The following is a 24,184-nucleotide window of genomic DNA, read 5'->3' as shown; positions in this document are numbered from 1 at the left end:
GCGGGGTTGCAAATCGCGGTGGCGCTGCATCTTAGCCGGATGTCGCAATCGCGGGAGCGTGGCGCGGCGCATACCGGCATCCTGCGTCGAATGAAAGCTTCGAGGGAAACCTGGATGACCGACCTGCATAGCGGTTCCTGTCTTTGCGGGGCAGTTCGCTTCACGGCGAAAAGGCTCTTGCGCGGCGTCCTCTATTGCCACTGTTTGCAATGCCGCAAGCAGAGCGGGCATTTCTACGCCGCGGCCAAGGCCGCCGACGCCGACCTTGTCGTCGAGGGCGGAGAGGAGATCACCTGGTATGCCGCATCGTCCGAGGCGAAACGCGGATTCTGCCGGACATGCGGCTCGGCCCTGTTCTGGAAGCGCAGCGACCTCGACGAGACCTCTATCCTGGCGGGCGCCTTCGACAAGCCGACCGGACTTTCGGCGGTGGGCCATATATTCGTGGCCGACAAGGGTGACTACTACTCGATCGACGACGGACTGCCGCAGGATTGAAAACATTGCGCCGCACAGCGCCTGATTTCCCGCAAGGCGATTGCCATCTGTTCCAGTCGGCCGAACTTGGCTAAATGGTCCGCTCCCGCAAATCGGAGAGGGGATCCTTCGCAATGCAACGCCTGATCAGCGCCTTTCGGAATTCGGTGCGGGCCTTTCGCCGGCTGATCCGCCACGAGACGGCCTTCCAGCAGGAAATGATGCTTCTGGCGCTCGCCATCCCGCTCGCCTGGTTCGTCGCGACCTCGTGGCGCGGCTACGCGCTGCTTCTGGGCGCGGTCCTGCTGCTAATCATGGTCGAGGTGCTCAACACCGGCATCGAGGCGGCCTGCGATGCGGTGTCGCGCGAGTTCAACATCGACATTCAGCTCGCCAAGGATTGCGGATCGCTGGCGGTGCTGATCTCGATCGTGCTCGCCAGCGGCGTCTGGGGCATCGCCATCATCGAGCGGCTCGGCGGGGTTCCGCTTTGATGCGGGCTGCCTATATGCGGTGCAACCGAAAGCCGCAGACACCATGGCCGAAATTATCGACGAACTTGAACGCCGGACCGGCCTGCCGCAGGATCTGCGCTGGCTTGTCGAAAAATATCCTCGGGAAAACTGGCAGGCGCACCCCAATCTTGCCGGCATGGCTTCGTTCTGGCTGCAGCGCCACGACATGTTCCGCGAGCTTGGCGGCCTCCTGACCACGATCATCGGCGACTATCGCGAAGGCCGGCGCACCGCACCGGAGTTCGCACGGCAGTTCGCGCCGCGCCTGAACTTCTTCCTCGGCGAACTCGACGGCCACCACAATGTCGAGGACCAACACTATTTTCCGGTGTTTGCCAGGGCCGAAAGCCGGCTGAAGCGCGGCTTCGACATTCTCGACGCCGATCATCACACGATCCACGAAGGGAACCGAGCGCAACGCGGAGGCTGCAAACGCCTTCCTGCGCGCGCTTTCCGAGAACGAAGACAGGCAACGCTTCGCCGCCGACGCCTATGCCGATGAGAATACTCGTCTCGTCGCGATGCTGACCCGGCATCTGGCTGACGAGGAGGACCTGATCATTCCGCTGATGCTCGACCGGGGCGACGCGGCGCTCGGCATCGGCTGATTGGGCGGGAGATTGGCGTTGCCGGCCGGCTGTCGTAAGCTCCACCGCCCGACGGAGACTGTGAGCCATGCTGCCCTTCCAGAAGATCCGCGCTCGCGCCGCCAGCCGCAAGGGCGGCGATGCGGTGCTGGCGTCGCTGCTCGGCCCGGCGCCCGACAATGCCGCACTGGCCAAGGTCACCGACGATCGGATTCTGTCGACCATGGCCGAGCGCGTCTTCGCCGCCGGTTTCGTCTGGCGGGTGATCGAGCAGAAATGGCCCGGTTTCGAGGAGGCGTTCCTGGAGTTTGAGCCGAAGCGCCTGCTGTTTCAGCCGGAAGACTTCTGGCACGAGCTGGCGTCGGACAAGCGCATCGTGCGCAATCCACAGAAGATCAAGTCGGTGCGCGACAACGCCGCATTCGTCGAGCACATGTCGAAGGAGCATGGCGGGTTTGGCAAATTCCTGGCGCAATGGCCGAAGGATGACCAGATCGGCCTGATGGCGTTCCTGGCCAAGCACGGCAACCGGCTGGGCGGCAATACCGGCCAGTATTTCCTGCGCTGGGTCGGCTGGGATACTTTCATCATCTCGCAGGATATGGCCGCAGCACTCCGCGACGCCGGGCTGGATATCGCCGAAAGCCCGACCTCCAAGCGCGATCTTGCCCGGGTGCAGATGCAGATGAATGCCTGGGCGCGCCAGTCCGGGCTGCCCTATGCCCATATTTCGCGGATTCTGGCCATGTCGATCGGCGAAAACCGTTCGCCTGAGACGATCCGCGAATATACCGAAGAATAGGCTTGCGCGCTTGAATGGCGCCCGGCGGCGTGTTGGCGCAATCGAACGGCATTGCCGCGAAATTGCCGCCACGCTAAACCGGTCATCATGACCCAGACAGCGCCAGACATCCTCCGCATCGCGGTAGCCCAGCTCAATCCGATCGTCGGCGATGTCGCCGGCAACCTCGCCAAGGCGCGTGAGGCGAGGGCGGACGCTGCCCGCCACGGCGCAGACCTGGTGCTCTTCACGGAACTGTTCATCGCCGGCTACCCGCCGGAAGACCTGGTGCTGAAGCCGGCGTTTCTCGCCGCCTGCGAGCGGGCGGCGAATGATTTCGCGGCCGACACGGCCGATGGCGGTCCGGGCGCCATCATCGGCACGCCGCTGAAGCGCAAGAGCGGTACGCACAATTCGGTCATTTTCGCCGATGGCGGCAAAATTCTTGCCGAACGCTATAAGCTCGACCTGCCGAATTACGGCGAGTTCGACGAGAAGCGCGTGTTCCAGGCGGGTCCGGACATGCCCGGGCCGGTCAATTTCCGCGGCGTGCGCCTCGGCATCCCGATCTGCGAGGACATATGGGGCGATCTCGGTGTCTGCGAGACGCTGGCCGAGAGCGGAGCGGAAATCCTCCTCGTGCCAAACGGCTCGCCCTACTACCGCAGCAAGATGGACGCGCGCGAGCAAGTCGTCATCCGCCAGGTCATCGAAAGCGGACTGCCGGTACTCTACGCCAACCAGGTCGGCGGACAGGACGAGCTGATTTTCGACGGGGCGAGCTTCGCAATCAACGCCGACAGGACACTGGCCTTCCAGATGAGCCAGTTCGAGGAGACCGTCGTTGTAACGAAATGGCGGAGAGGCGAAACGGGATGGATTTGCGCCGACGGGCCGATGTCGAAAATCCCGGAAAACGAGGAGGCCGACTATCGCGCCTGCATGCTGGGCCTGCGCGACTACGTCAACAAGAACGGCTTCAGGAACGTCGTTCTCGGCCTGTCCGGCGGCATCGATTCGGCGATCTGCGCCGCGCTGGCGGTCGACGCCCTGGGCGAAGAGCGGGTTAGGGCGGTGATGATGCCCTATCGCTATACTTCGGCGGATTCGCTGAAGGACGCCGAGGACTGCGCCCGAGCGCTCGGCTGCCGCTATGACATCGTGCCGATCTTCGAGCCGGTCGAAGGCTTTTCCCATGCGCTCACCCAGCTCTTCGAGGGCACCAAGGAGGGCATCACTGAGGAGAACCTGCAGAGCCGCGCGCGCGGCACCATTTTGATGGCGATCTCCAACAAGTTCGGCTCGATGGTGGTGACGACCGGCAACAAGTCCGAAATGTCGGTCGGCTATGCCACGCTCTACGGCGACATGAACGGCGGCTTCAATCCGATCAAGGATCTCTACAAGATGCAGGTCTACGCGCTGTCGCGCTGGCGCAACGGCCATGTGCCGCCCGGCGCACTTGGACCGTCGGGCGAGGTGATCCCGAGAAACATCATCGACAAGGCGCCTTCGGCCGAGCTGCGCGAGAACCAGACCGACCAGGATTCGCTGCCGCCCTATCCGGTGCTCGATGATATCCTCGAATGCCTGGTCGAGGGCGAGATGGGCGTCGACGCGATCGTGGCGCGCGGCCATTCCCGCGAGACGGTGCACCGCATCGAGCATCTGCTCTATATCGCGGAATACAAGCGCCGGCAGGCAGCGCCGGGCGTGAAGATCACCAGGAAGAATTTCGGCCGCGACCGCCGCTACCCGATCACCAACCGGTTCAGGGATCGGGGGTAGGGCGGCTCAGGCTTTCACTGCGAACCCGGCGAAAAGCCGCCGGGCCAGCCGCCTCAGCCGGAGCAGGGGGCGATGGCTCTCGTCCGTCGAGACACGCCCCGACGCCAGGCGCGCGGAAAGCGTATCGAGTTCCCTTGTTCGCGTGACATGCTCGGCGCAGCCGCAGCCCTCGCCGAGCGCGACCTTTTCGAAATAGAACTTTTCGAAGCTGTCAGGCCGCATGGCGATTCCTCCGGTCTAGTTCTTCCGCACCATCGTCACGCCGTCGGCGATCGGAACCATTGCGAGGCTGACGCGTGGGTCGGCATGGATCTTGGCGTTCAGCGTCCTCAACACCGATGTGGCGAGATCGTCGGCCTCCAGGGTGGCGACCTTGCCGCCCCACAGGACATTGTCGAGCAGCATCAGGCCGCCGGGGCGCAGCAGCTTCAGTCCGCCTTCGTAGTAGATATCGTAAGATTTCTTGTCGGCGTCGACGAAGATCATGTCGAAGGCGCCTTCCCGGCCGGCGGCCAGGAGGTCCGCGATCGTGTCGCGCCCCTTCGCCAGGCGAAGCTCGATGCGGTCGGCCACGCCGGCGCGCAGCCAGTGCTCCCGTCCTACATTGGTCCACTCGCGGCTTACGTCGCTCGCCACGATACGGCCGTCGGGCGGCATGGCCAAAGCCATGGCCAATGTCGAATAGCCGGTGAAGGTGCCGATCTCCAGTATGCGCCGGGGCCCGGTCAGCCGCACCAGCATCGCCATGAACGCACCTTGCTCGGGTGCGATCTGCATGGATGCGTCTTCGCCGAACGCGGCCGTGGCCTGGCGCAGTTCAGCGAGGATTTCAGGCTCGCGGAATCCTACTTCGCGGAAGTAGCGATACAGCTCGCTGTCGAGAGCGATGGTCTTGTTTACGATGATCCGTTCCTTCCTCATTCTGGTTCGCTCTCCGCGGGCGAGACTGCCGCTTTGAATTGGCGGTGGCAAGGCCGGCCATGGCTGCGGTGGATCAACGGGTTCGGACAAGGACGGCATTGTCGACAGTGGCTCGGGAGATTAAGACCGCTGCAAGGCCGACGGCGCGTCTCGGCCAAACGCGGCTCCATATCCGGCCGGTTGGGCGGTAACTCAGCCGGCTTGCCAGATGGCCTATCTTTTGAAAGTCCGAAATGACCTTCCTTGCCTTTCTTCGCGACAATGCGCGCTGGCTCGCCGGCGGCTTCCTGCTGACCCTGTTTTCGTCCTTCGGCCAGACCTTCTTCATCTCGCTTTCGGCGGGCAGCATTCGCGAGGAATACGGGCTTTCGCATGGCGGCTTCGGAACGCTCTACATGGTCGCTACGCTGGGCAGCGCGCTTACCCTGCCGCGCCTCGGCCAGATCGTCGACCGCTACAGCGTCAAGCACGTCGCGCTGTTCATCATCCCGATGCTGGCCTTGGCCGCGGTGTCGATGGCGTTTTCCACCAACGTTATCCTGCTCGCCTTCACCATCTATCTCCTGCGCCTGTTCGGGCAGGGCATGTTGACCCATACCTCCTTCACTGCAATGGGCCGGTGGTTTTCCGCGCAGCGCGGCCGCGCGGTTTCCGTCGTAACCCTCGGCCACAATACCGGCGAGGCGATTTTTCCGCTGATCTTCGTGGCGGTCGCTGTTACGGTCGGCTGGCGCAATACCTGGCTGATGGCTGCTGCGGCGCTTGTTCTGGTAGCGCTGCCGGTAATCGTCTCCCTAATCGCGGTCGAGCGCGCGCCGCGCGCCTCGGACCCGGTCGCGCGTGTTTCCGACGCCCGGGACTGGACCCGGGCCGAAGCATTGCGCGATCCGGTGTTTTATCTGCTGTTCCTCGGCGTCATGGCGCCGTCATTCATAGGGACCGTCATCTTCTTCCACCAGGTCTATCTCGTCGAGCTGCGCGGCTGGTCGCTCGAACTCTTCGCCGGCACCTTCATCCTGATGGCAATCATGACCGCCACGTTCGCGCTGATCTCCGGCCAACTCATCGACCGCTTTTCGGCGGTGGCTCTGCTGCCGGCATTCCTCATTCCGCTGGGAGCCGCCTGCCTGATCCTCGGCTTTTTCGACGGTCAGTGGAGCGCCTTCGCCTTCATGGCGCTGCTCGGTGTGTCGTGGGGCTTCTCGTCGACGCTGTTCGGGGCGCTGTGGCCGGAAATCTACGGCACCAGGCATCTGGGCTCGATCCGCGCGCTGGCCGTGGCAGTCATGGTCTTCGCCAGCGCCATGGGCCCGGGCCTCACGGGGCTGCTGATCGATCGCGGCGTCAGCTATCCCGGCCAGATCATCGCCATGGGCATCTACTGCTTCGCGATTTCACTGGTGATGCTGCAGGTCTCGCGCCGTGTCAGGGCGCGTGCGCTGGAACCCGTGGCGGCCTGACGGCGCAACCCACTGTTGCAGGAATGCCTCGCCCATTGCGCCACATCCGCTTTTTACGATGCGGCGGGTTGGCGAAGCGGCCCGGCTTCATTATAACCGTGTCTCCCGCTGATCCCGTTTGGGAGGGTACGAATGGTACGATTTGACATGTTGATGCCGGGCCGCGAAGCCTAGGTTCCAAGCGCCACCCGAAAGCTTTTTCGGGCATCCAGAACCGTTTTTCGCCTGCCCCGGCCGCCGCCTCATCGTTGAGCCCGGCTGCCAAATCATTCGGCCCCGCACAGAGCGACGTTTTCGTGCTCCGCGGTGTTTCATTTCCACTTTTTCCGGGATCGGGCAGTTTTGCGCCCGAAAAAAACCATGACTCGTCTTCGTTTCAATCTGCGCGGCGGCGCGTTCCGCAGCGTTTTGGGTTTCACCGCCAGCCATTGGCGGCATCAGCCGATCCGCCTCGCCGTGATCATGGCGGCGGTGCTCGTCTCAACGCTGGCCGATGTGTTGACGCCGCTCTATTCGGGCCGGCTGGTCGACGCCGTCGCCAGCGGCGCCGCGACCGACATCGTCGCCTGGAACGCAGCGACCGCGGCCTTCTTCATGCTGATCGCGCTCGCGCTCGGGGCCATCGTGATGCGCCACGTTGCCTTCATGGGCATTATCGACCTGACGCTGATCATGATGGCGGACATCGCCGCCGATGCATTCCACCGCGTCCAGCGATTTTCCACCGACTGGCACGCCAACAGCTTCGCGGGCTCGACCGTGCGCAAGGTGACGCGTGGCATGTGGGCGCTCGACCTCCTGAACGACACAATCCTGGTGGCGCTGTTTCCGTCGCTCGTCATGCTTGTCGGCTCGACGCTGCTGCTCGGCTGGTACTGGCCGACGATGGGCGTCATCATCGCGGTCGGCTCGCTCGTCTATGTGGCGCTGACCATCGCGCTGTCGCTCGGCTTTGTCGCGCCGGCGGCGAGCCTCGCCAACCGCTGGGATACGAAACTCGGCGGCGCGCTGGCCGATGCGGTCAGCTGCAACGCCGTGGTCAAGGCTTTCGGGGCCGAGCACCGGGAAGATCGCCGGCTCGCCTCCATCACCGGCAAATGGCGCGACCGCACGCGGCGGACCTGGGTGCGCGGAACCATCAACGGCACGACGCAGGGCTCGACGCTGCTCGTCCTGCGCGTGGCGGTGATCGGCTTCGCGCTGGTCCTGTGGTCGCGCGGCGAGGCGAGCGCCGGCGACATCACCTTCGTGCTCACCTCGTTCTTCGTGCTGCAGGGCTATCTACGCGATGTCGGCATGCATGTCCGCAACGTGCAGCGCTCGGTTAACGACATGGAGGAACTGGTCGACATCCAGCGCCAGCCGCTCGGCATCGAGGATCGGCCGGGCGCGAAACCGATCGCGATCGAGCGCGGGCGCATCGAGTTCGACAAGGTGACGTTCCACTACGGCAGCCATCGCCTGCCGCTCTACAAGGATTTCTCGGTCACGATCGAGGCCGGCGAGCGAGTTGGGCTGGTCGGACATTCGGGCTCGGGCAAGACGACATTCGTCAAGCTCATCCAGCGGCTTTACGACCTCAGCGCCGGCCGCATCCTGATCGACGGCCAGGATATCGCCGAAGTCACCCAGGCGTCGCTGCGCCAACAGATCGCCATCGTGCAGCAGGAGCCGGTCCTGTTTCACCGGTCGCTGGCCGAGAACATCGACTATGCGCGGCCCGGCGCCTCGCAGGCCGAGATCGAGGAAGCGGCGAGGCTCGCCAGCGCCCACGATTTCATCGTGAGCCTGCCAAAGGGCTACGGCACGCTTGTCGGCGAGCGCGGCGTAAAACTGTCTGGCGGCGAACGCCAGCGGGTCGCGATCGCGCGGGCCTTCCTCGCCGATGCGCCGGTCCTCATCCTCGACGAGGCGACGTCGAGCCTCGATTCGGAATCGGAAGTGCTGATCCAGCAGGCGATGGAGCGGCTGATGGTCGGGCGAACGACGCTGGTCATCGCGCACCGGCTGTCCACCGTGCGCGCGCTCGATCGGCTGCTCGTCTTCGATCGCGGCCGCATCGCCGAAGAGGGCGATCACGACCAACTGATCCGGCTTTCCGGCGGCATCTACCGCCGGCTCTTCGAGCGCCAGGCGCTGGAACTGACCAAGGGCATGATCTGAGAAGCGGGCGAGGCGGCGATAGCTGTCTCGCCCGCCGTTCATGATTCGAGGCTGCCGCTCTCTCACTGATCTTCGATAGAGAGGTCGACAAGCGCAGATAGCTCTGTGCGCTCTTCCCAGCAGGCCTCCTTGAAGCGACGATGATAGGCATCGATGTCCGCGGTGGACGATCGAGCCATGGCCCTGGCTTTTTCAAAATCATCGGCCCGCATGACCGAAATCAAATAGACCCCGTCTGCCTGATAATCCAGGAAAGCTGCCTCCAAGGAGACGCCCTCCCGTTGCATCGTTTCGAGGGCTTCGTTGGTGCGCTTGTTTATCTCGGCGGCCCAATCGTCCACCTGCGTCAGCGTTCCATCCTTGAGTTTTATTTTGACGCAACGCGTCCGCATGATGAAACCTTCGATCTTCCGGAGAGGGCACTCACTTCAGCTCCGTGCCAAATCGCCGTTTAATTATTTTGGATCAATGTAGCATAACATCGAGCGCCCGCCCGCTGCCCGTCAGTCTTGCCAAGGCCATATCCTTCGGCTAACCCCGCAAACCATGACTGTCACAGTTCGTTTCGCCCCGTCGCCGACGGGTCACATCCATATCGGCAATGCCCGCACCGCGCTGTTCAACTGGCTCTTCGCCATGAAGCATGGCGGGCGCTTCATCCAGCGCTTCGACGACACGGATTTCGCGCGCTCCAGGCAGGAATATGCCGACGCGATCCTCTACGACCTGCACTGGCTGGGCATCTTTCCCGATGCCACTCACTATCAATCGCGGCGCATCGAAAACTACGACGCAGCGGTCGAGAGGCTGAAGGAAGCGGGCGTGCTTTATGCCTGCTACGAGACGCCGGAAGAACTCGACCTTCGCCGCAAGGTCAGGCGCACGCGCGGCCTGCCGCCGGTCTATGGCCGCGAAGCGCTGAAACTTACCGCTGACGAGAAGGCAGCTTTCGAGGCGGACGGCCGCCGGCCGCACTGGCGCTTCCTGCTGCCCAATTTCGACGCCGATCCGTTCGAGCCGCAGCGTACCGATATTGTGTGGACCGACGTGGTGCGCGGCGAGGAAACCGTCGATCTCGCCTCGCTATCGGACCCGGTGCTGGTCCGCGAGGACGGCACCTATCTCTACACGCTGCCCTCGGTGGTCGACGACATCGATATGGAGGTCACCCATGTCATCCGCGGCGACGACCATGTCACCAATACCGGCGTGCAGATCGCGCTTTTCCGCGCGCTGGGCGCCGCGCCGCCGTCCTTCGGTCACCATAACCTCCTGACCACCAGTTCGGGCGAGGGGGCTGTCGAAGCGCAGCGGCGCGCTATCGATCGCTGGCTTGCGCGAATCCGGCTTGGAGCCGATGGCGGTGGTCTCGCTCGCTGTGCTGATCGGCACGTCGGAGAATGTTTCGGCCGTCACCAGCATGACGGAACTCGCCGAGCGCTTCGATCCGGCGACAACGTCGAAGTCGGCATCCAAATTCGACCCGGACGAGCTGATCGTGCTCAACCGGGCGCTGCTTCACGAAACGCCGTTTTCGGAAGTGCAGGACCGGCTTTCCGCACTCGGCATTTCCGGTGAAAAGGCCGAGCCGTTCTGGCTCGCTGTGCGCGGCAATCTGGACAGGCTCCCCGATGCCGTGTCCTGGTGGAAAATAGTCAGGGCCGGGCCGCAGGAGCCGGCCGAACTCTCCGACGAGGATCGGGACTACGTCCGCGACGCGCTCGACGTCCTGCCTGAAGAACCGTGGGACGGTTCGACCTGGAAGACGTGGACCGAAGCGGTGAGGAAGGAAAGCGGCCGCAAGGGCAAGGCGCTGTTCATGCCGCTCAGGCTGGCGCTCACCGGGCTTGCGGCTGGTCCGGAGCTCGCAGATCTATTGCCGCTTCTGGGTCGGGAAGGAACCTTGGCCCGACGACCCTGACCTTGCGGTCTCCGTCGGGTTCGACGGCCACGGCTTCCGGCTTAGCTTCGCCGGCTATAGCAGCTGTCGGGGCAGGGGCTTTCGGTTTCGGTTCGGGCGTCGTGACGAACGATCCGCTCTCGGTCGAGGTTTGCCTGCCGGCCGGCGGCGCGCCGGCGAGCGTTTCAAAGTCCCTGGTTGGGTTGCAGCCGCAGCTTTTCGGGCGCGGCGCATCCATGCTCTTGTAGAGATAGGCCGAGGGCAGCTCCGAATAACGGCTTCCGGTCACGGTCGAGATCATCGTCGCCGATTCGTCGGCCCCGGGCGCAAGAACCCGGTTCGGGTCTGCTTCGTGGAAGAAGACCTGCATCTCGGTTCCGGGGCAGCGGGCGTCGCATTCCTTCTGGTCGCGCTCGAAATCGGCGAGCGAGGCCGCATAGGACATCGGAAAAAAATAGCCGTCGCAGGTGCGCACGCAGGTAGTGCGGTAGCTTCTGCCCAGTTCCTGCAACTGCTGCCCGTCGCCGCCATTGATCACGCGGCGGATGCGCACTTCGAGATCCTCGTCGAGCGGCGGCACGGCGTCGCCAAAACCAGTCAACCGGTCTGACGGTTCCGCCGCCTCGTCGTCAAGCGGCGGCGGCAGCGGCCGTCCTGCGAGTGCGCCGTCGCGGCAACCATTGGCGTCGAGCGAAGCAAGCAGGCGCGCCCGCGATTTCTCCCCGTCGCCCCCGGCCAGTTGACCGCGCTTGCGCTGCAGCGCCTCAAGATTGATCGCCATTTTCTCGATGGTCGCGTTCAGCGTGGCGCATTGCCTGACGCCGTTGCCGAGCAGCGAGAAGCCGCATCTCTGGCCGCGCGCCTGGCGCCGCGCCTTGATCAGTTCGTCGCGCTGGCGGGCAATAGCATCCTCATATTTGTAGAGTGCCGCCGATCCGTCGGGGTCGCCGGTCGCGGCAAGTTGGGCCTCAAGTTGGCGGCAAAGGCGGGCGTCTGCCAGTGCTGGCGCGGCGGCCGCCACGTTGAGGGCGACGGCTGCCAGCGAAATGGCTAGTCTCAGCGTCCGCCTGCCCGCCACCGGTGCCGATCCCTCCGCATTGCTGGTTCGCCAATCACGCGAATCCGATGTGGAAGATTAGCTGCTTCTTCGGCGTCTGGCCAACGCGCCCGCCGGAATTAACCTGCCCTTAGCGTCGCGACAGCTTTCTGCGAGGCCTCCACCACAGCCAGGGCGGTCATGTTGACGATGCCACGCGAGGTCACCGACGGCGTCAGGATGTGCGCCGGTTTGTCGGTTCCGAGCAGGATCGGCCCGACATGCAGCGCGTCCATCATCTGCTTGACCGTGGTGAGCGCGATATTGGCCGAATCGAGGTTCGGGAACACCAGCAGATTTGCTTCGCCCTTTAGCGCCGAATGCGGATAGACGCGTTGGCGCAGCAACTCCGACAGCGCCGAATCGGCGTGCATCTCGCCGTCGCTCTGCAGGTCGGGCGCGATCGTCTTCAGGATGGCCGCCGCCTCCCGCATCTTCAGCGCGCTCGGCGAATCGCGCGAGCCGAAATTCGAGTGCGACAGCAGCGCCGCCTTCGGCTCGATGCCGAAGCGGCTGATTTCCTCGGCCGCAAGCACGGTCATTTCGGCAATCTCTTCCGCCGTTGGATCCACGCTTACATAGGTGTCGGTGAAGAAGGTGGCGCCGCGTGTCGAGATCAGCATCGAAAGCGCGGAGAGGTCGCGGTCGCGGACGCCTTCGCGCGGTCCGATGATCAATGTGACGTTGCGCAGATGGCGCTCGAAGCGGCCTTCCAGCCCGCAGATCATCGCATGCGCGTCGCCCCGCTTCAGCGCGAGCGCTGCGATCACGGTTGTATTCGTGCGCACCAAGGTGCGTGCGGCTTCCTGCGTCACCCCGCGGCGGCCGCCCAATTCGATCAGGAGGTCGACATAGTGGCGGTAGCGCGGGTCGTCCTCGGGGTTGACCAGCTCGAAATCCGTGCCCGGCCTGATGCGCAGCCCGTAGCGTTTCAGCCGCACGTCGACGACATGCGGCCGCCCGATCAGGATCGGCTCGGCGATGCCTTCCTCGATCACCACCTGGGCGGCGCGAAGAACCCGCTCGTCCTCGCCGTCGGCATAGATCACCCGCTTCGATGCCGCCGTCTTGGCCGTCGAGAAAACCGGCTTCATGACCAGGCCGGAGCGGAAGACAAAGCGGTTCAGCCGGTCGATATAGGCAGGGAAATCGTTGATCGGCCGTGTGGCGACGCCGGTCTCGCACGCGGCCTTGGCAACCGCCGGCGCGATCCTCAGGATCAGCCGGGGGTCGAAAGGCGAGGGGATGAGGAAATCCGGGCCGAAGGTCGGCGTCTCGCCCGAATAGGCGCGGGCGGCGACATCGGACGGCTCCTCGCGCGCCAAGGCGGCGATGGCCTTCACCGCCGCCATTTTCATCGCCTCGTTGATGGCGCTCGCGCCGCAATCCAGCGCCCCGCGAAAAATGTAAGGAAAGCAGAGTACGTTATTGACCTGGTTTGGAAAATCGGAACGTCCGGTGCAGATCATGGCGTCCGGCCGAGCGGCGCGAGCCGTTTCCGGCATGATTTCCGGGGTCGGGTTGGCCAGGGCCAGGATCAGCGGCTTTTCCGCCATGTGCTTCAACAATTCGGGCTTCAGCACACCGGCGGCCGACAGGCCGAGGAACACATCGGCGCCGGTAATGACGTCGGCCAGCGCGCGCGCCTCGGTGTCCTTGACGTAAGGGTCTTTCCAGCGATCCATCTCGTCCAGCCGGCCCTTGTAAGCGACGCCAAAACGGTCCGTGACCCAGATGTTTTCGAGCTTCGCGCCGAGCGAGACGAGCAGATTGAGGCAGGCAAGCGCTGCCGCGCCCGCGCCCGAGGTGACGATCTTGATGTCCTCGATCTTCTTGCCGGCGAATTCCAGCCCGTTGAGCACCGCTGCCGCGACGATTATCGCCGTGCCGTGCTGGTCGTCGTGGAAGACCGGGATCTTCATCCGCGCCTTGAGCTGCTCCTCGACCTCGAAGCATTCCGGCGCCTTAATGTCCTCTAGATTGATGCCGCCGAAGGTCGGCTCGAGTGCGGCAACCGTCTCGACCATGCGCCCGATTTCCGGCGCGTCGATCTCGATGTCGAAGACGTCGATGCCGGCGAATTTCTTGAACAGGACGGCCTTGCCCTCCATCACCGGCTTGGAGGCGAGCGGTCCGATATTGCCGAGGCCGAGCACGGCCGAGCCGTTGGAGATCACCGCAACCAGGTTGGCGCGCGCCGTGTAGTCGGCGGCGGTGGCTGGATCGTCCCGGATCGCAAGGCAGGGGGCGGCGACGCCCGGCGAGTAGGCGAGCGCCAGGTCGCGCTGGTTTCCCAGCGGCTTGGTAGCCTGGATTTCCAGCTTGCCCGGCGTCGGATGCTTATGGAAGTAGAGCGCCGCTTCGTCGAGGTCGGAGTGCCCGGCTTCGGTCTTGTTGGTCTCCATTCGGCGCACCCCCGCTTGTTCGTCGTCGTCCTCCCTTAACACGTGCCGGCGGAATTTCGAGGTCTCCAATCGGCGTTTACGGGATCAGGCGGATGTCTTCGTTGCGCTAGAACGCGCTGACGTAGAGCCCGCCGTCGACGGGTATGTTCTGGCCGGTCAGGTAGCCGGCATGCACCGAGCATAGGAAGGCGCAGATCTGGCCGAATTCCTCCGGTGTGCCGAGGCGTTTGGCCGGAATGGCGGCAGAGGCCTGGGCCTTGCGCGCGGCGGCGGCTGCAGGCTCCTCCACGGTGCCGATTTCATGCGCAGGGCGCAGCCGGTCGGTGTCAAGTTTTCCCGGCAACATGTTGTTTATGGTGACGTTCTTGTCCGCCACCGTTCGCGCGACGCCGGCAAGGAACGAGGTCAGCCCGGCGCGGGCGCCCGACGACAGGTCGAGGCCCGGGATCGGCACATAGACCGAAAGCGAGGTGATGTTGACGATGCGGCCGAAGCCGCGCGCCGCCATACCGTCGAGCACAGCCTGGATGAGTTCGATCGGCGCGATCATGTTGTTGGTCACGCCCTTGACGATCGCTTCGCGGTCGAGCTCACGAAAATCGCGGAAGGGCGGGCCGCCATTGTTGTTGACCAGGATGTCCGGCTCGGGGCAGGCGGCCAGCAGCGCCTTCTGGACGGCCGGATCGGCGACGTCACCGGCGATTTCAATCACTTGAACGCCGAAGCGCTGGCGCAGTTCGACGGCGGTCCTGGCCAGCGTCCCAGCGTCGCGTCCGTTGACGACGAGGTCGCAGCCCGCCTCGGCCAGCGCCATCGCGCAGCCCTTGCCGAGGCCGCGGCTCGAAGCGCAGACGATGGCCTTTTTTCCGCGAATGCCGAGATCCATGGGGACGACTCCTTGTTGTGAACCGGCGGGCAACCTATCGCGCAGGGCGGACCGACGGCAACCGTCATACGCCTGTTGCATGAATCGCGGCATAGCCAGGCAGAGATAAACGGTCAGAAATCCGATGCCCGGCGACAAACCCCGCAGCTTCCGAACGCTCTTCATCTCCGACGTCCATCTCGGGTCAAAGTCGGCCAAGGCCGAGTTCCTGATCGATTTCCTGCGCCATCACGAGGCCGAGACCATCTACCTGGTCGGCGATATCGTCGACGGCTGGCGGCTGCGCCGGTCCTGGCACTGGCCGCAGACCCACAACGACGTGGTCCAGAAGCTTTTGCGGCAGGCCCGCAAGGGCGTGCAGATCACCTATATCGCCGGCAACCACGACGAGTTCCTGCGCATGTTCCAGGGCGTGCATTTCGGCGGCATCGTCGTCGCCGACCGCGCCATCCACGAGAGCGCGGACGGCAAGAAGTATCTCGTTATCCATGGCGACCAGTTCGACACGGTGGTGCACAATATGCGCTGGCTCGCCTATCTCGGCGACAAGGCCTACGACGCCGCGATCATGGTCAACCGGATCATCGCCCGCTTCAGGCGGCTGTTCGGCATGCCCTATTGGTCATTCTCGTCCTGGGCCAAGGCCAAGGTCAAGAAGGCGGTCAACTTCATCGGCGCGTTCCAGGAGGTGCTGACCGAGGAGGCGCGCCGCTCCGAGGTCGACGGCGTCATCTGCGGCCACATCCACCACGCCGTCATCGAGCGGTTCGACGACGTGCAGTACATCAACACCGGCGACTGGGTGGAAAGCTGCACGGCGGTGGTCGAGCATTTCGACGGCGCAATGGAAATCCTGCACTGGCCGCATGTCCGCGCGCTTGCGCCCATGGCGCTCGACCAGCCCTTCGTGCCGGTCGTCGTCGACAGCAAGACGGTCAAGGCGGCCTGACCGCGGAATTTCGTTCGCTCCTGCCTTGCCGCGTGTTCCTCACCAATTGCCTCTTGACTAACCCATAGCTGGTGAGTTATGGATTATCCATAGCTCACGAGTTATGGTTTGTCATGGACACCGCACCCGATACCCTCTTCAGGACCTTGGCCGACCCGACCCGCCGGGCGATCTTCGAGCGGCTGGCGCGCGACGGCGAGCAGACCGTACATGCGCTGACCAGCCATTCCGGCGTCTCCCAGCCCGCAGTGTCAAAACACCTCGGCGTCCTGAAGCATGCCGGCCTGGTGCGCGACCGGCGCGCGGGGCGCGAAACCCACTACAGCGCCCAGCCGAAGGGGCTGGCGCCGCTGATCGACTGGATGAGCCTCTACGGAGCGTTCTGGCGCGACCGGTTCGATCGAGCTCGAGGATGTTCTCGACAGGATGGACCAGTAAGGACGAAACCGATGCTCAGGGTCGGCAGCTATTCCAAACGTTGCGTCGAATCTGCCACGGCGTTCTCCGACAAGATTGTGAAGAAATATCCGTAACCAATTCCAAGGCAATGACCATGACTGAAACCGCCGCTACACGTTCCCTCGTCGTCGAACGGGAAATGCCACATCCGCCGCAAAAGCTCTGGCGCGCCCTCACGCAGGGTCCGCTGATCGAGGAATGGCTGATGGCGAACGATTTCCAGCCGGTCGTCGGCCACAGGTTCAATTTCCGCGCCGCCCCCATGCCGCACTGGAACGGCGTGACCGATTGTGAGGTGCTTGCCGTCGAACCCAATGAGCGGCTGTCCTACAGCTGGAACGCTTCGGGCGAGGAGGCGGCGGGAGGGCTGAAGACAATCGTCACTTGGACGCTGACGCCGGCAAAGGGCGGCGGCACGCATCTGCGCATGGAGCAGTCCGGCTTCCGGCCGCAGGACGAGGCCAACTACCAGGGCGCAGGCTACGGCTGGCAGCGGTTCATCGATGCGCTGGAGCAGGTAACGGCGCGGCTGGACCGATAGCACTCTCAAAACGGCGACGAGCTTCCAGCCGCCTCACCGCGGCTAGGGGAAAGTGCGCCTCCTGGCATGTCCGCCGGCGGGCGGTTCGTTGATCGACTTGGAAACCCAAAGGAGAAAACCGATGCAACCACGAATGAAGAACCCAGCTGCGATCGTTCCCAACGCCATGCAGGCCATACTGGCCCTCAGGGCCTCCAGCGAAAAAGGCGGCGTGCCGCCGCTGACGCTCGAATTGGCGCACCTGCGGGCGAGCCAGATTAACGGCTGCGGCGCTTGCGTCGACGCCGGCGCGCGCACGGCCAGGAAGTCGGGCGAAACGGACGAACGGCTCTTCGCGGTTTCGGCCTGGCGGGACACGCCGTACTTCACCGACGCCGAGCGTGCAGCGCTGGCTCTCACCGAGGCCATCACTCGGCTCAGCGACCGCGCGGACCCGGTGCCCGACGATGTCTGGGACGAAGCCGCCCGGCACTATGACGAGCGGGCGCTCGCGGCGCTGATCCTCTGGATCGCAACGACGAACGTGTTCAACCGGCTCAACGTCTCCACCAGGCAGGTGGCGGGCGCGGCCTGGTGAATCACAGGCCATGCGGCGGGCAGGGGGCTGATATTCCGACCGTTTAATCGATTGGGCCAGACAGTTTTCCGGCATGGGCGGCCATGCTAAGGCACGCGCGATGCGGCGGGGCTCCTTCGTCGAGTCGCGCCCGCCCGGATTTCCCGCCCATGTCCCTCCCGCCGCTGTCTCCCGAACAACTGGTCAAGCCGCGCCATTTCGAACTGCGCATCAGCCTGATCTTCGCGGCGCTGTTCGTCCCGGTCGGTGTCCATCTTCCCTATTTTCCGCTCTGGCTGGAGGCAAAAGGCTTCGACGCCGGGCAGATCGCCATCATCCTCGCGGCGCCGATGTTCCTGCGCGTCGTCACCACGCCCTTCATCACAGCGCTGGCGGATGAGGCCAAGGACCGGGCCAATGTCCTGATAGTGCTGGTCGCCTCGGCGCTGGCGCTTTCGGCCGGCTATTTCCTCGAACCGACCTACGTCGTCGTGCTCGGCGTGTCCCTGGCGCTGACGGTGGTCTGGACGCCTCATTCGCCGCTTGCCGATTCGCTGGCGCTGTCCGGCGTCCGGCGCTTCCGCTCCAGCTATCCCAGCATGCGCATCTGGGGATCCGCCGCCTTCCTCTGCGCTAATCTGGGCGGCGGCGTCGTGCTCGCCTGGACCAGCGCCGACGCCGTCCCGGCGATGATCTCGATCGGACTCGTCGGGACGTTGCTGGCGGCGCTGCTTGCGCCGCGCCTTGGCCGGCCGCGCCGCGCCTCGCCGCTATCGGCCGCCGACCTGCAGGATTCCGCGCCCAAGCTGCTTAACCGCTATTTCCTGCTGTTCGTGGCAGGGGCCGGCGTCATCAATGCCAGCCACGGCTTTCTCTTCACCTTCGTGTCGATCTACTGGAAATCGATCGGCCTTAGCGAAACTCTCGTCGGGTTCCTGTGGGCCTGGGCGGTGGTCGCCGAGGTCTGCATGTTCCTGGTGTTTACCCGTGTTTTTGGCAAGGTTTCCGTTCCGGCGCTGCTCGTCGCTGCCGGGCTTGCGGCGATCGTGCGCTGGGTTCTCTACCCGCTGGTCTGGCCGTTCGGCCTGGGAGTCCCAGGATTCTTCGCCGTGCAGGTGCTGCATGCGGTTTCCACCGGGCTCATCCTGCTCGGCGTACAGAAGCTGATCGCCGAGACGGTGGCCGAGGAACGCACGGGCGCAGCCCAGGGCATCGCCTTCTTCGCCAACGGATTTTCCATGGCGGCGGCGACGCTGTTGTCGGGCCCGCTCTACGTGGCCTTCGGCGTCGGCGGCTTCTATGTGATGGCGGGTTTCGCGCTGGCGGGCATTTGCCTGATCGCGCTTGCGGCTCGCTCAGCCCCAGAGCGTCGGCTCGGGCGGTGAAACCACCGATCCCCGGTAGACGAGCCCGGGCGCGCGGTCTTGCGCCAGGAGCAGCGGCCCGTCGAGATCGGCGAAATCGGCGTCCTGCGCCAGAAGCACGGCCGGTGCCATGGCCAGCGACGTGCCGACCATGCAGCCGACCATGATGGACAGGCCGAGTTCCCTGGCCCGGTCGCGCAGCAGCATGGCGGCGGTCAGGCCGCCCGCCTTGTCGAGCTTGATGTTGACCGCGTCGTAGAGGCCGGCGAGCTTTTCCAGGTCGCGGGCCTCGTGGACGCTCTCGTCGGCGCAGATGGGGACGGCGTGGTCGATACGGCGCAGGATCTCGTCGCGGCCGGCAGGCAGCGGCTGCTCGATCAGGGCGACTCCAAGCTCGGCGGCGGCGGCAAGGTTGGCTTCGATGTTCTCGTCGGTCCAGCCTTCGTTGGCGTCGAGAATGATCTTGCTGCGGGGAGCGGCGGCCACCACTGCGCGGATGCGCTCGATGTCGTTTTCGCCGCCGATCTTGACCTTGAGCAGCGGCCGCGCCGCGTTGAGGGCCGCTTGGTCCGCCATGGCCTCCGGCGTGCCGAGCGACAGCGTGTATGCCGTAACGATCGGGCGCGGCGGCGCGGCGCAGACGCCGGCATGCGCCGGTTTGCCCGACATCTTCGCTTCGAGATCCCACAGCGCGCAATCGAGCGCGTTGCGGGCAGCACCCGCCTGCATGGCCTGGAGCAGCCCGGCGCGGTCCATCCCGTTGGCGATATCGCCGCGGACAGCCTCGATCGCTGCGGTCACGCTCTCCATGGCCTCGCCATACCGCTGGTAGGGCACGCATTCACCGCGCCCGGCAAAACGGCCCTCGCTGATCGTGCAGCAGATCACTTCCGCTTCCGTCTTTGACCCACGCGAGATGGTGAACGTGCCCGCGATCGGGAAACGCTGCGACTCGACTAAAAGGTCACGCTGCATATATTTCTGCTCCGGTTCGGGGCTAAGTATCTGACGACAAATGACAGGTCCCGCTTGGCGGGCTAATACAGGGCGCATGTTGACCAACGCCACCAGGGAATCAAGCGGCGCGCCAGCCGACAATTCCCGTCCCCGGATCGCGGAGACGGAAGAGGGCGGCGTGCTTCATTGTGCCCTGTCGGGCGTATGGACGACCCGCACCGTGGCGCTCGTCGATGCCGAAATGCGCAAGATCGAGCGGAAAGCGCGGGGCCGCGCCATGGTTCTCGATCTGTCGAAGATCGAGAAGCTGGACACCGCCGGCGCATGGCTGATCGACCGGCTGATGACCTCGCTCGCCCAAAATGGCGTCGAGACGAGCATTCGCGGCCAGAACGAGGCCGCCTCCGTGCTGCTCGAGGCGGTGGGCGAGGCTTCCCGCCAGGACCACGAGTTGCAGCCGCCGCGACAGCCGAACATTATCATCCGCGCGCTGGAACTGCTTGGCCGCGCCGTATATGCCGGACGTGACGACTTTCTAGCCTCGATGGGCATTCTCGGCGCCACCATCCGCGGCGGCCAGATGAAGCTCGGACGTGGGCACAGCGTCAATCCTGCCGCCATCTTCAACCAGATCGACCGCATGGGCGTCGGCGCCATTCCCGTCGTCGTCCTGATGTCGGCCATCGTCGGCGCGATCGTTGCGCAGCAGGGCGCGCTGCAACTGCGCTATTTCGGCGCCGACATCTTCGTCGTCGACCTGGTGGGCATACTGGTGCTGCGTGAGCTCGGCGTACTGATGACGGCGATCATGATCGCCGGCCGCTCGGGCAGCGCCATCACGGCCGAGATCGGTTCGATGAAAATGCGCGAGGAGGTCGACGCCCTGACGGTCATCGGCCTGAACCCGGTCGGCGTGCTGGTTTTTCCACGGCTGGTCGCCCTGGTCATAGCGCTGCCCTGCCTGACGGTCGCGGCCAATTTCGCGTCTCTCGGCGGCGCCATCCTGGTCTCCTGGTTCTATTCCGACATCGCTCCGGCAGCCTTCATCGACCGCCTGCGTAGCGCCATCGACGTCAGCACAATCGCCGTAGGGTTTATCAAGGCACCGTTTATGGCGATGGTCATCGGCGTAATAGCTTCGGTCGAGGGCCTCAAGGTCGGGGGCAGCGCCGAGTCGCTCGGCCTGCACGTCACCGCTTCCGTGGTGAAGTCGATCTTCGTCGTCGTCATCCTCGACGGCATGTTCGCAATATTTTTCGCAGCGATCGATTTCTAGCATGAGCGAACAAGCCGAACTCGCCGAACCCAAAGCCCCCGCCGGCGGGGAGGACGACATCGTCCTTTCGGCGCGCGACGTGACCGTCGGCTTCGGCGACAAGATTGTCCTCGACAAACTCTCGCTCGACATCAGGCGCGGCGAAATACTTGGGTTTGTCGGAGCTTCGGGTTCGGGTAAGTCGGTGCTGCTGCGGGCCATACTCGGCCTCACCAAGAAGCGTTCGGGCAAGATCCATCTGTTCGGCGTCGATGTAGATAAGGCGAACGAAGCCGAGCGGCTCAAGATCGACATGCGGCTCGGCGTGCTGTTCCAGCACGGCGCGCTGTTCTCGGCGCTCACCGTGCAGGAGAACGTACAGGTTCCGATGCGGGAATATCTCGATCTGCCCAAGAAGCTGATGGACGAACTGGCTCTCCTCAAGATCGAACTGGTCGGCCTCCCGCGCGACGCGGCGCTGAAATTCCCCTCCGAGCTTTCAGGCGGCATGATCAAGCGCGCCGCGCTGGCGCGGGCGCTGGCGCTCGACCCGGACATCGTCTTCCTCGACGAGCCGACTTCCGGCCTCGATCCGATCGGCGCCTCGGAGTTCGACGAACTGGTCGTGAAGCTGCGCGACACGATGGGCCTTACCGTCTACATGGTCACGCACGATCTCGACAGCCTGTTCTCGGTGTGCGACCGGGTCGCTGTTCTCGGCAAGAAGAAGGTGCTGGTCCAGGGAACCATTGAAGATATGCTAGCCAGCGAGGAACCGTGGGTGAAATCCTACTTTCGCGGCAAGCGGGCGCGGCAGCTCGACCTAGCCGCCAGGGAATAGAAGCAAGATCGCCGAATGGAAACCAAAGCCAATTACGTCATCGTCGGAATCTTCACGCTCGCGGCCATCGTCGCTGCGTTCGCCTTCGTCTACTGGACTGCGGCGGTTCGCGATCGCGGCGAAACGACCGAACTGCGCGTGCGCATTCCGGGCTCCGCCTCCGGGCTGGGCACCGGCAGTGCGGTCCTGTTCAACGGTGTCAGGGTCGGCAATGTGCGGCGGGTCTATATCGACGTCACCAACCCCAACGTGGCCATCGCCGACACCGAGGTCGACCGGCTGACGCCGATCACAAGGTCGACCAGGGCCGACATCGGCATCGCTGGTCTCACCGGACAGGCCAATATCGAGATCAGGGGCGCCAACCTGCAGGAGCCCAACCTCCTGGACGAGGCTGAGGCGAACGGCACCGTGGCCGAGATCACCGCCGATCCTTCGGCCGTGACCAACCTGCTCCAGACCGCGCAGGATATCTTCAAGCGCGCCGACACGGTGCTCTCCGAACTCGAAGGCTTCACGAGCGATGTCCGCGGACCGCTGACGCAGACCGTTGAGAATACCCGTACCTTTTCCGATGCGCTGGCCAGGAATGCCGACGGCGTCGACAGGTTCCTGGAAAGCGTATCCAAGCTTTCCGAGGAACTGGCAGGCGTTTCCGGCAAGCTCGACGGCACGCTTCAGGCAGCCGAAGATATCCTGAAATCGGTCGACCCCGAGAAGGTGGAGGAAATCGTCGCCAATGTCGAAAACTTCACGAAGAACCTCAGCGAAACCAGCACCGAATTCGACGCGGTCGTGAAGCGGGTGGATACGGCGGTCGGTTCGATCAACGATTTCGCCGAGAAAGGGGCCGACGCACTCGCAAGAGCCGACAGCGTCCTCGAGGCCGTCGATCCGGCGAGGGTCCGAAGCACGCTGACCAATATCGACGTGGCGAGCCGCGACGCAAGGACGGCGGCCGCCGACGTGGCCAAGGTCACCGAGAGATTTGGCCGCCGCTCCGACGACATCGACCAGATGATCAGCGACGCCGGGCAACTGACGGAGCGGCTCAATGATGCGTCGGTGCGCGTGGATGGCATTCTGGTCAAGGTGGACAAACTCCTCGGCTCGGGCGAAGCCGAAGGCCTGATGGTCGATGCGAGCGAGACGCTGAAGGCGTTCCGCCAGGTCGCCGACACGCTGAATTCCAGGCTGGGGACGATCACCGACGGGCTGGCGCGGTTCTCGGGCCAGGGACTGCGCGATGTCGAGGCGCTGGTGCAGGACGGCCGCCGGTCGATCACCAGGATCGAGCAGGCGATCACCGACCTCGAGCGCAATCCGCAACGCATCATCACCGGCGGCGAGGGCACTGTCCGCCAGTATGACGGAAGGGCGCGGCGTTGACTTCGGAGACGGCGCGCAGCAAGAAAGAATCTATTATCTGGGGGTTGCGACAGGATTCAGCTTGGCCCCGAAAAGTTGCAGACTTTTCGGGCAAGGCCATGCGGCAGACAAACGTATGGCCCCGAAAAGTTGCAGAGTTTTCGGGCAAGGCCATGCGGCAGACAAACGCATGATCCCGAACCGAAGGTCCGCGCAGGGGAAAAGCGCAGACTTTCGGAACGGGGTGATGCGGCAGCTAAACGGTGGGACGGGCAGGTCGAGGGTGAAGCCAAATCAGTTTATGGTCGGGGTGGCGGCGGCTTTCCTGCTGTCGGGTTGCGCGCTTTTTCCCGGCGGCGCGCCGGCGCCACTGGATACATTCGAATTGTCGGCGCCGCAGACGCAATCCAAAGCCAGGCGCAGCCGCATTCAGATTCTCGTCGCAGAGCCTTCTGCGCTGAAGGCGCTCGACGGGCAGAACATCGTCATCAAGCCGTCTCCCGGTTCCATCCAGTTTCTCAAGGGCGCGCAATGGGCCGATCGGCTGCCGCGCGTCGTCCAGGCGCGGCTCGCCGAGACGTTCCAGCGCTCGGGCGGCTTCGCCGGCGTCGGTAAACCGGGCGAGGGGCTGGCGATCGACTATCAGATCATCGCCGAGATCCGCGCCTTCGAAGTGCTCGTCGACGGCGGCGGCCGCGCCAATGTCGAGCTGTTCGTGAAACTGCTGAACGACCGCAACGGCACGGTCCGCGCCTCTCGTGAATTCGAGGCCAGCGCGCCGGTTTCCGGCGACGGCAACGACGCTTACGTTGCAGCCCTCGACCAGGCCTTCGGCTCCGCAGCGGCCGAGATCGTCGAATGGGCGGATTCGCAGATCTGAGCGGCCTGCCGCTGGACAAATAAAAAGGCGGGGTT

General features: G+C 64.4%; 22 protein-coding genes and 2 pseudogenes. 17 read left to right on the top strand and 7 right to left on the bottom strand.

Annotated features, from left to right (window positions below; all coding sequences use genetic code 11):
• Positions 1 to 114: 114 nt before the first annotated feature.
• The 5 genes from ACG873_RS12060 to ACG873_RS12040 all read left to right on the top strand — a co-directional run bounded on the left by ACG873_RS12060 (position 115) and on the right by ACG873_RS12040 (position 4,148).
• Positions 115 to 498: a GFA family protein gene (locus ACG873_RS12060; RefSeq protein ID WP_394892000.1), complete on the top strand. Its 384-nt coding sequence runs from the start codon at positions 115 to 117 to the stop codon at positions 496 to 498.
• A 113-nt stretch (positions 499 to 611) separates the two neighbouring features.
• A complete protein-coding gene (locus ACG873_RS12055) occupies positions 612 to 971 on the top strand; it encodes a diacylglycerol kinase (protein WP_394891998.1) in 360 nt (119 codons plus the stop codon).
• Positions 972 to 1,014: 43 nt separating this feature from the next.
• Complete coding sequence (locus ACG873_RS12050; protein ID WP_394891997.1) at positions 1,015 to 1,494, top strand: hemerythrin domain-containing protein; 480 nt, start codon at positions 1,015 to 1,017, stop codon at positions 1,492 to 1,494.
• Positions 1,495 to 1,667: 173 nt separating this feature from the next.
• A complete protein-coding gene (locus ACG873_RS12045) occupies positions 1,668 to 2,381 on the top strand; it encodes a DNA-3-methyladenine glycosylase I (protein ID WP_394891995.1) in 714 nt (237 codons plus the stop codon).
• Positions 2,382 to 2,468: 87 nt separating this feature from the next.
• Positions 2,469 to 4,148 carry an NAD+ synthase gene (locus ACG873_RS12040; protein WP_394891994.1) on the top strand — a complete coding sequence of 560 codons (1,680 nt, stop codon included), beginning with the start codon at positions 2,469 to 2,471 and terminating at the stop codon, positions 4,146 to 4,148.
• A gap of 6 nt (positions 4,149 to 4,154) precedes the next feature.
• Here the strand turns inward: ACG873_RS12040 and ACG873_RS12035 are convergent, their stop codons facing one another.
• Complete coding sequence (locus tag ACG873_RS12035; protein WP_394891993.1) at positions 4,155 to 4,370, bottom strand: hypothetical protein; 216 nt, start codon at positions 4,368 to 4,370, stop codon at positions 4,155 to 4,157.
• Positions 4,371 to 4,385: 15 nt separating this feature from the next.
• Positions 4,386 to 5,069 (bottom strand): O-methyltransferase, encoded by a 684-nt coding sequence (locus ACG873_RS12030; RefSeq protein WP_394891992.1) that lies wholly within the window; start codon positions 5,067 to 5,069, stop codon positions 4,386 to 4,388.
• Between the two features lie 233 nt (positions 5,070 to 5,302).
• On the opposite strand from ACG873_RS12030, the gene ACG873_RS12025 reads away from it, so the two are divergent.
• Positions 5,303 to 6,529 (top strand): MFS transporter, encoded by a 1,227-nt coding sequence (locus tag ACG873_RS12025; protein ID WP_394891991.1) that lies wholly within the window; start codon positions 5,303 to 5,305, stop codon positions 6,527 to 6,529.
• 360 nt (positions 6,530 to 6,889) lie between these two features.
• Entirely contained in the window at positions 6,890 to 8,692 is a 1,803-nt protein-coding gene (locus ACG873_RS12020) for an ABC transporter ATP-binding protein (RefSeq protein ID WP_394891989.1), read from the top strand.
• Positions 8,693 to 8,754: 62 nt separating this feature from the next.
• Here ACG873_RS12020 and ACG873_RS12015 read toward each other — a convergent pair whose 3' ends face one another.
• Positions 8,755 to 9,084, bottom strand: a complete 330-nt coding sequence (locus tag ACG873_RS12015; protein WP_394891987.1) for a DUF6176 family protein — start codon at positions 9,082 to 9,084, stop codon at positions 8,755 to 8,757.
• Positions 9,085 to 9,238: 154 nt separating this feature from the next.
• Between ACG873_RS12015 and gltX the strand changes: the two are divergent.
• Positions 9,239 to 10,613 (top strand): annotated as a pseudogene (gene gltX, locus ACG873_RS12010) (glutamate--tRNA ligase).
• Here the strand turns inward: gltX and ACG873_RS12005 are convergent.
• From ACG873_RS12005 to ACG873_RS11995, 3 genes are all read right to left on the bottom strand, one after another.
• Positions 10,531 to 11,670: a DUF2865 domain-containing protein gene (locus ACG873_RS12005; RefSeq protein ID WP_394891985.1), complete on the bottom strand. Its 1,140-nt coding sequence runs from the start codon at positions 11,668 to 11,670 to the stop codon at positions 10,531 to 10,533. The pseudogene gltX and the gene ACG873_RS12005 overlap by 83 nt on opposite strands.
• Positions 11,671 to 11,768: 98 nt before the next feature.
• Complete coding sequence (locus tag ACG873_RS12000) at positions 11,769 to 14,093, bottom strand: NADP-dependent malic enzyme (protein ID WP_394891983.1); 2,325 nt, start codon at positions 14,091 to 14,093, stop codon at positions 11,769 to 11,771.
• A gap of 106 nt (positions 14,094 to 14,199) precedes the next feature.
• Positions 14,200 to 14,979 carry an SDR family oxidoreductase gene (locus ACG873_RS11995; protein WP_394891981.1) on the bottom strand — a complete coding sequence of 260 codons (780 nt, stop codon included), beginning with the start codon at positions 14,977 to 14,979 and terminating at the stop codon, positions 14,200 to 14,202.
• Between the two features lie 124 nt (positions 14,980 to 15,103).
• On the opposite strand from ACG873_RS11995, the gene ACG873_RS11990 reads away from it, so the two are divergent.
• The 5 genes and pseudogenes from ACG873_RS11990 to ACG873_RS11970 all read left to right on the top strand — a co-directional run bounded on the left by ACG873_RS11990 (position 15,104) and on the right by ACG873_RS11970 (position 18,869).
• On the top strand, positions 15,104 to 15,928 hold the full coding sequence (locus ACG873_RS11990; protein WP_394891980.1) for a UDP-2,3-diacylglucosamine diphosphatase: 825 nt from the start codon (positions 15,104 to 15,106) through the stop codon (positions 15,926 to 15,928).
• A gap of 113 nt (positions 15,929 to 16,041) precedes the next feature.
• A pseudogene (locus tag ACG873_RS11985) lies at positions 16,042 to 16,366 on the top strand (ArsR/SmtB family transcription factor).
• A 115-nt stretch (positions 16,367 to 16,481) separates the two neighbouring features.
• Positions 16,482 to 16,928, top strand: coding sequence for an SRPBCC family protein (locus ACG873_RS11980; protein WP_394891978.1), 447 nt, complete (start codon positions 16,482 to 16,484; stop codon positions 16,926 to 16,928).
• 121 nt (positions 16,929 to 17,049) lie between these two features.
• A complete protein-coding gene (locus tag ACG873_RS11975) occupies positions 17,050 to 17,505 on the top strand; it encodes a carboxymuconolactone decarboxylase family protein (RefSeq protein WP_394891976.1) in 456 nt (151 codons plus the stop codon).
• Between the two features lie 149 nt (positions 17,506 to 17,654).
• On the top strand, positions 17,655 to 18,869 hold the full coding sequence (locus ACG873_RS11970; RefSeq protein WP_394891975.1) for an MFS transporter: 1,215 nt from the start codon (positions 17,655 to 17,657) through the stop codon (positions 18,867 to 18,869).
• On the opposite strand, the gene dgcA is transcribed toward ACG873_RS11970, so the two are convergent.
• On the bottom strand, positions 18,840 to 19,823 hold the full coding sequence (dgcA, locus tag ACG873_RS11965) for an N-acetyl-D-Glu racemase DgcA (RefSeq protein ID WP_394891974.1): 984 nt from the start codon (positions 19,821 to 19,823) through the stop codon (positions 18,840 to 18,842). The two genes, ACG873_RS11970 and dgcA, sit on opposite strands and share 30 nt — an antisense overlap.
• 76 nt (positions 19,824 to 19,899) lie before the next feature.
• Here dgcA and ACG873_RS11960 point away from each other — a divergent pair, with 76 nt between their 5' ends.
• The 4 genes from ACG873_RS11960 to ACG873_RS11945 all read left to right on the top strand — a co-directional run bounded on the left by ACG873_RS11960 (position 19,900) and on the right by ACG873_RS11945 (position 24,149).
• Entirely contained in the window at positions 19,900 to 21,081 is a 1,182-nt protein-coding gene (locus ACG873_RS11960; protein ID WP_394891973.1) for an ABC transporter permease, read from the top strand.
• 1 nt (position 21,082) lies between these two features.
• Entirely contained in the window at positions 21,083 to 21,901 is an 819-nt protein-coding gene (locus ACG873_RS11955; RefSeq protein ID WP_394891972.1) for an ABC transporter ATP-binding protein, read from the top strand.
• A gap of 15 nt (positions 21,902 to 21,916) precedes the next feature.
• On the top strand, positions 21,917 to 23,290 hold the full coding sequence (locus ACG873_RS11950) for an MlaD family protein (protein WP_394891971.1): 1,374 nt from the start codon (positions 21,917 to 21,919) through the stop codon (positions 23,288 to 23,290).
• Between the two features lie 280 nt (positions 23,291 to 23,570).
• The gene (locus ACG873_RS11945; RefSeq protein WP_394893469.1) at positions 23,571 to 24,149 is read left to right on the top strand and encodes an ABC-type transport auxiliary lipoprotein family protein; all 579 of its coding nucleotides are present in this window, start codon (positions 23,571 to 23,573) and stop codon (positions 24,147 to 24,149) included.
• Positions 24,150 to 24,184: the final 35 nt, after the last annotated feature.

The sequence above is a fragment of the Allomesorhizobium aridi genome, from assembly GCF_043769475.1.
Lineage (GTDB): Bacteria > Pseudomonadota > Alphaproteobacteria > Rhizobiales > Rhizobiaceae > Allomesorhizobium.
Note: the sequence above shows the minus strand (reverse complement) of the source record. Positions and strands in the feature narration are given on the sequence as shown.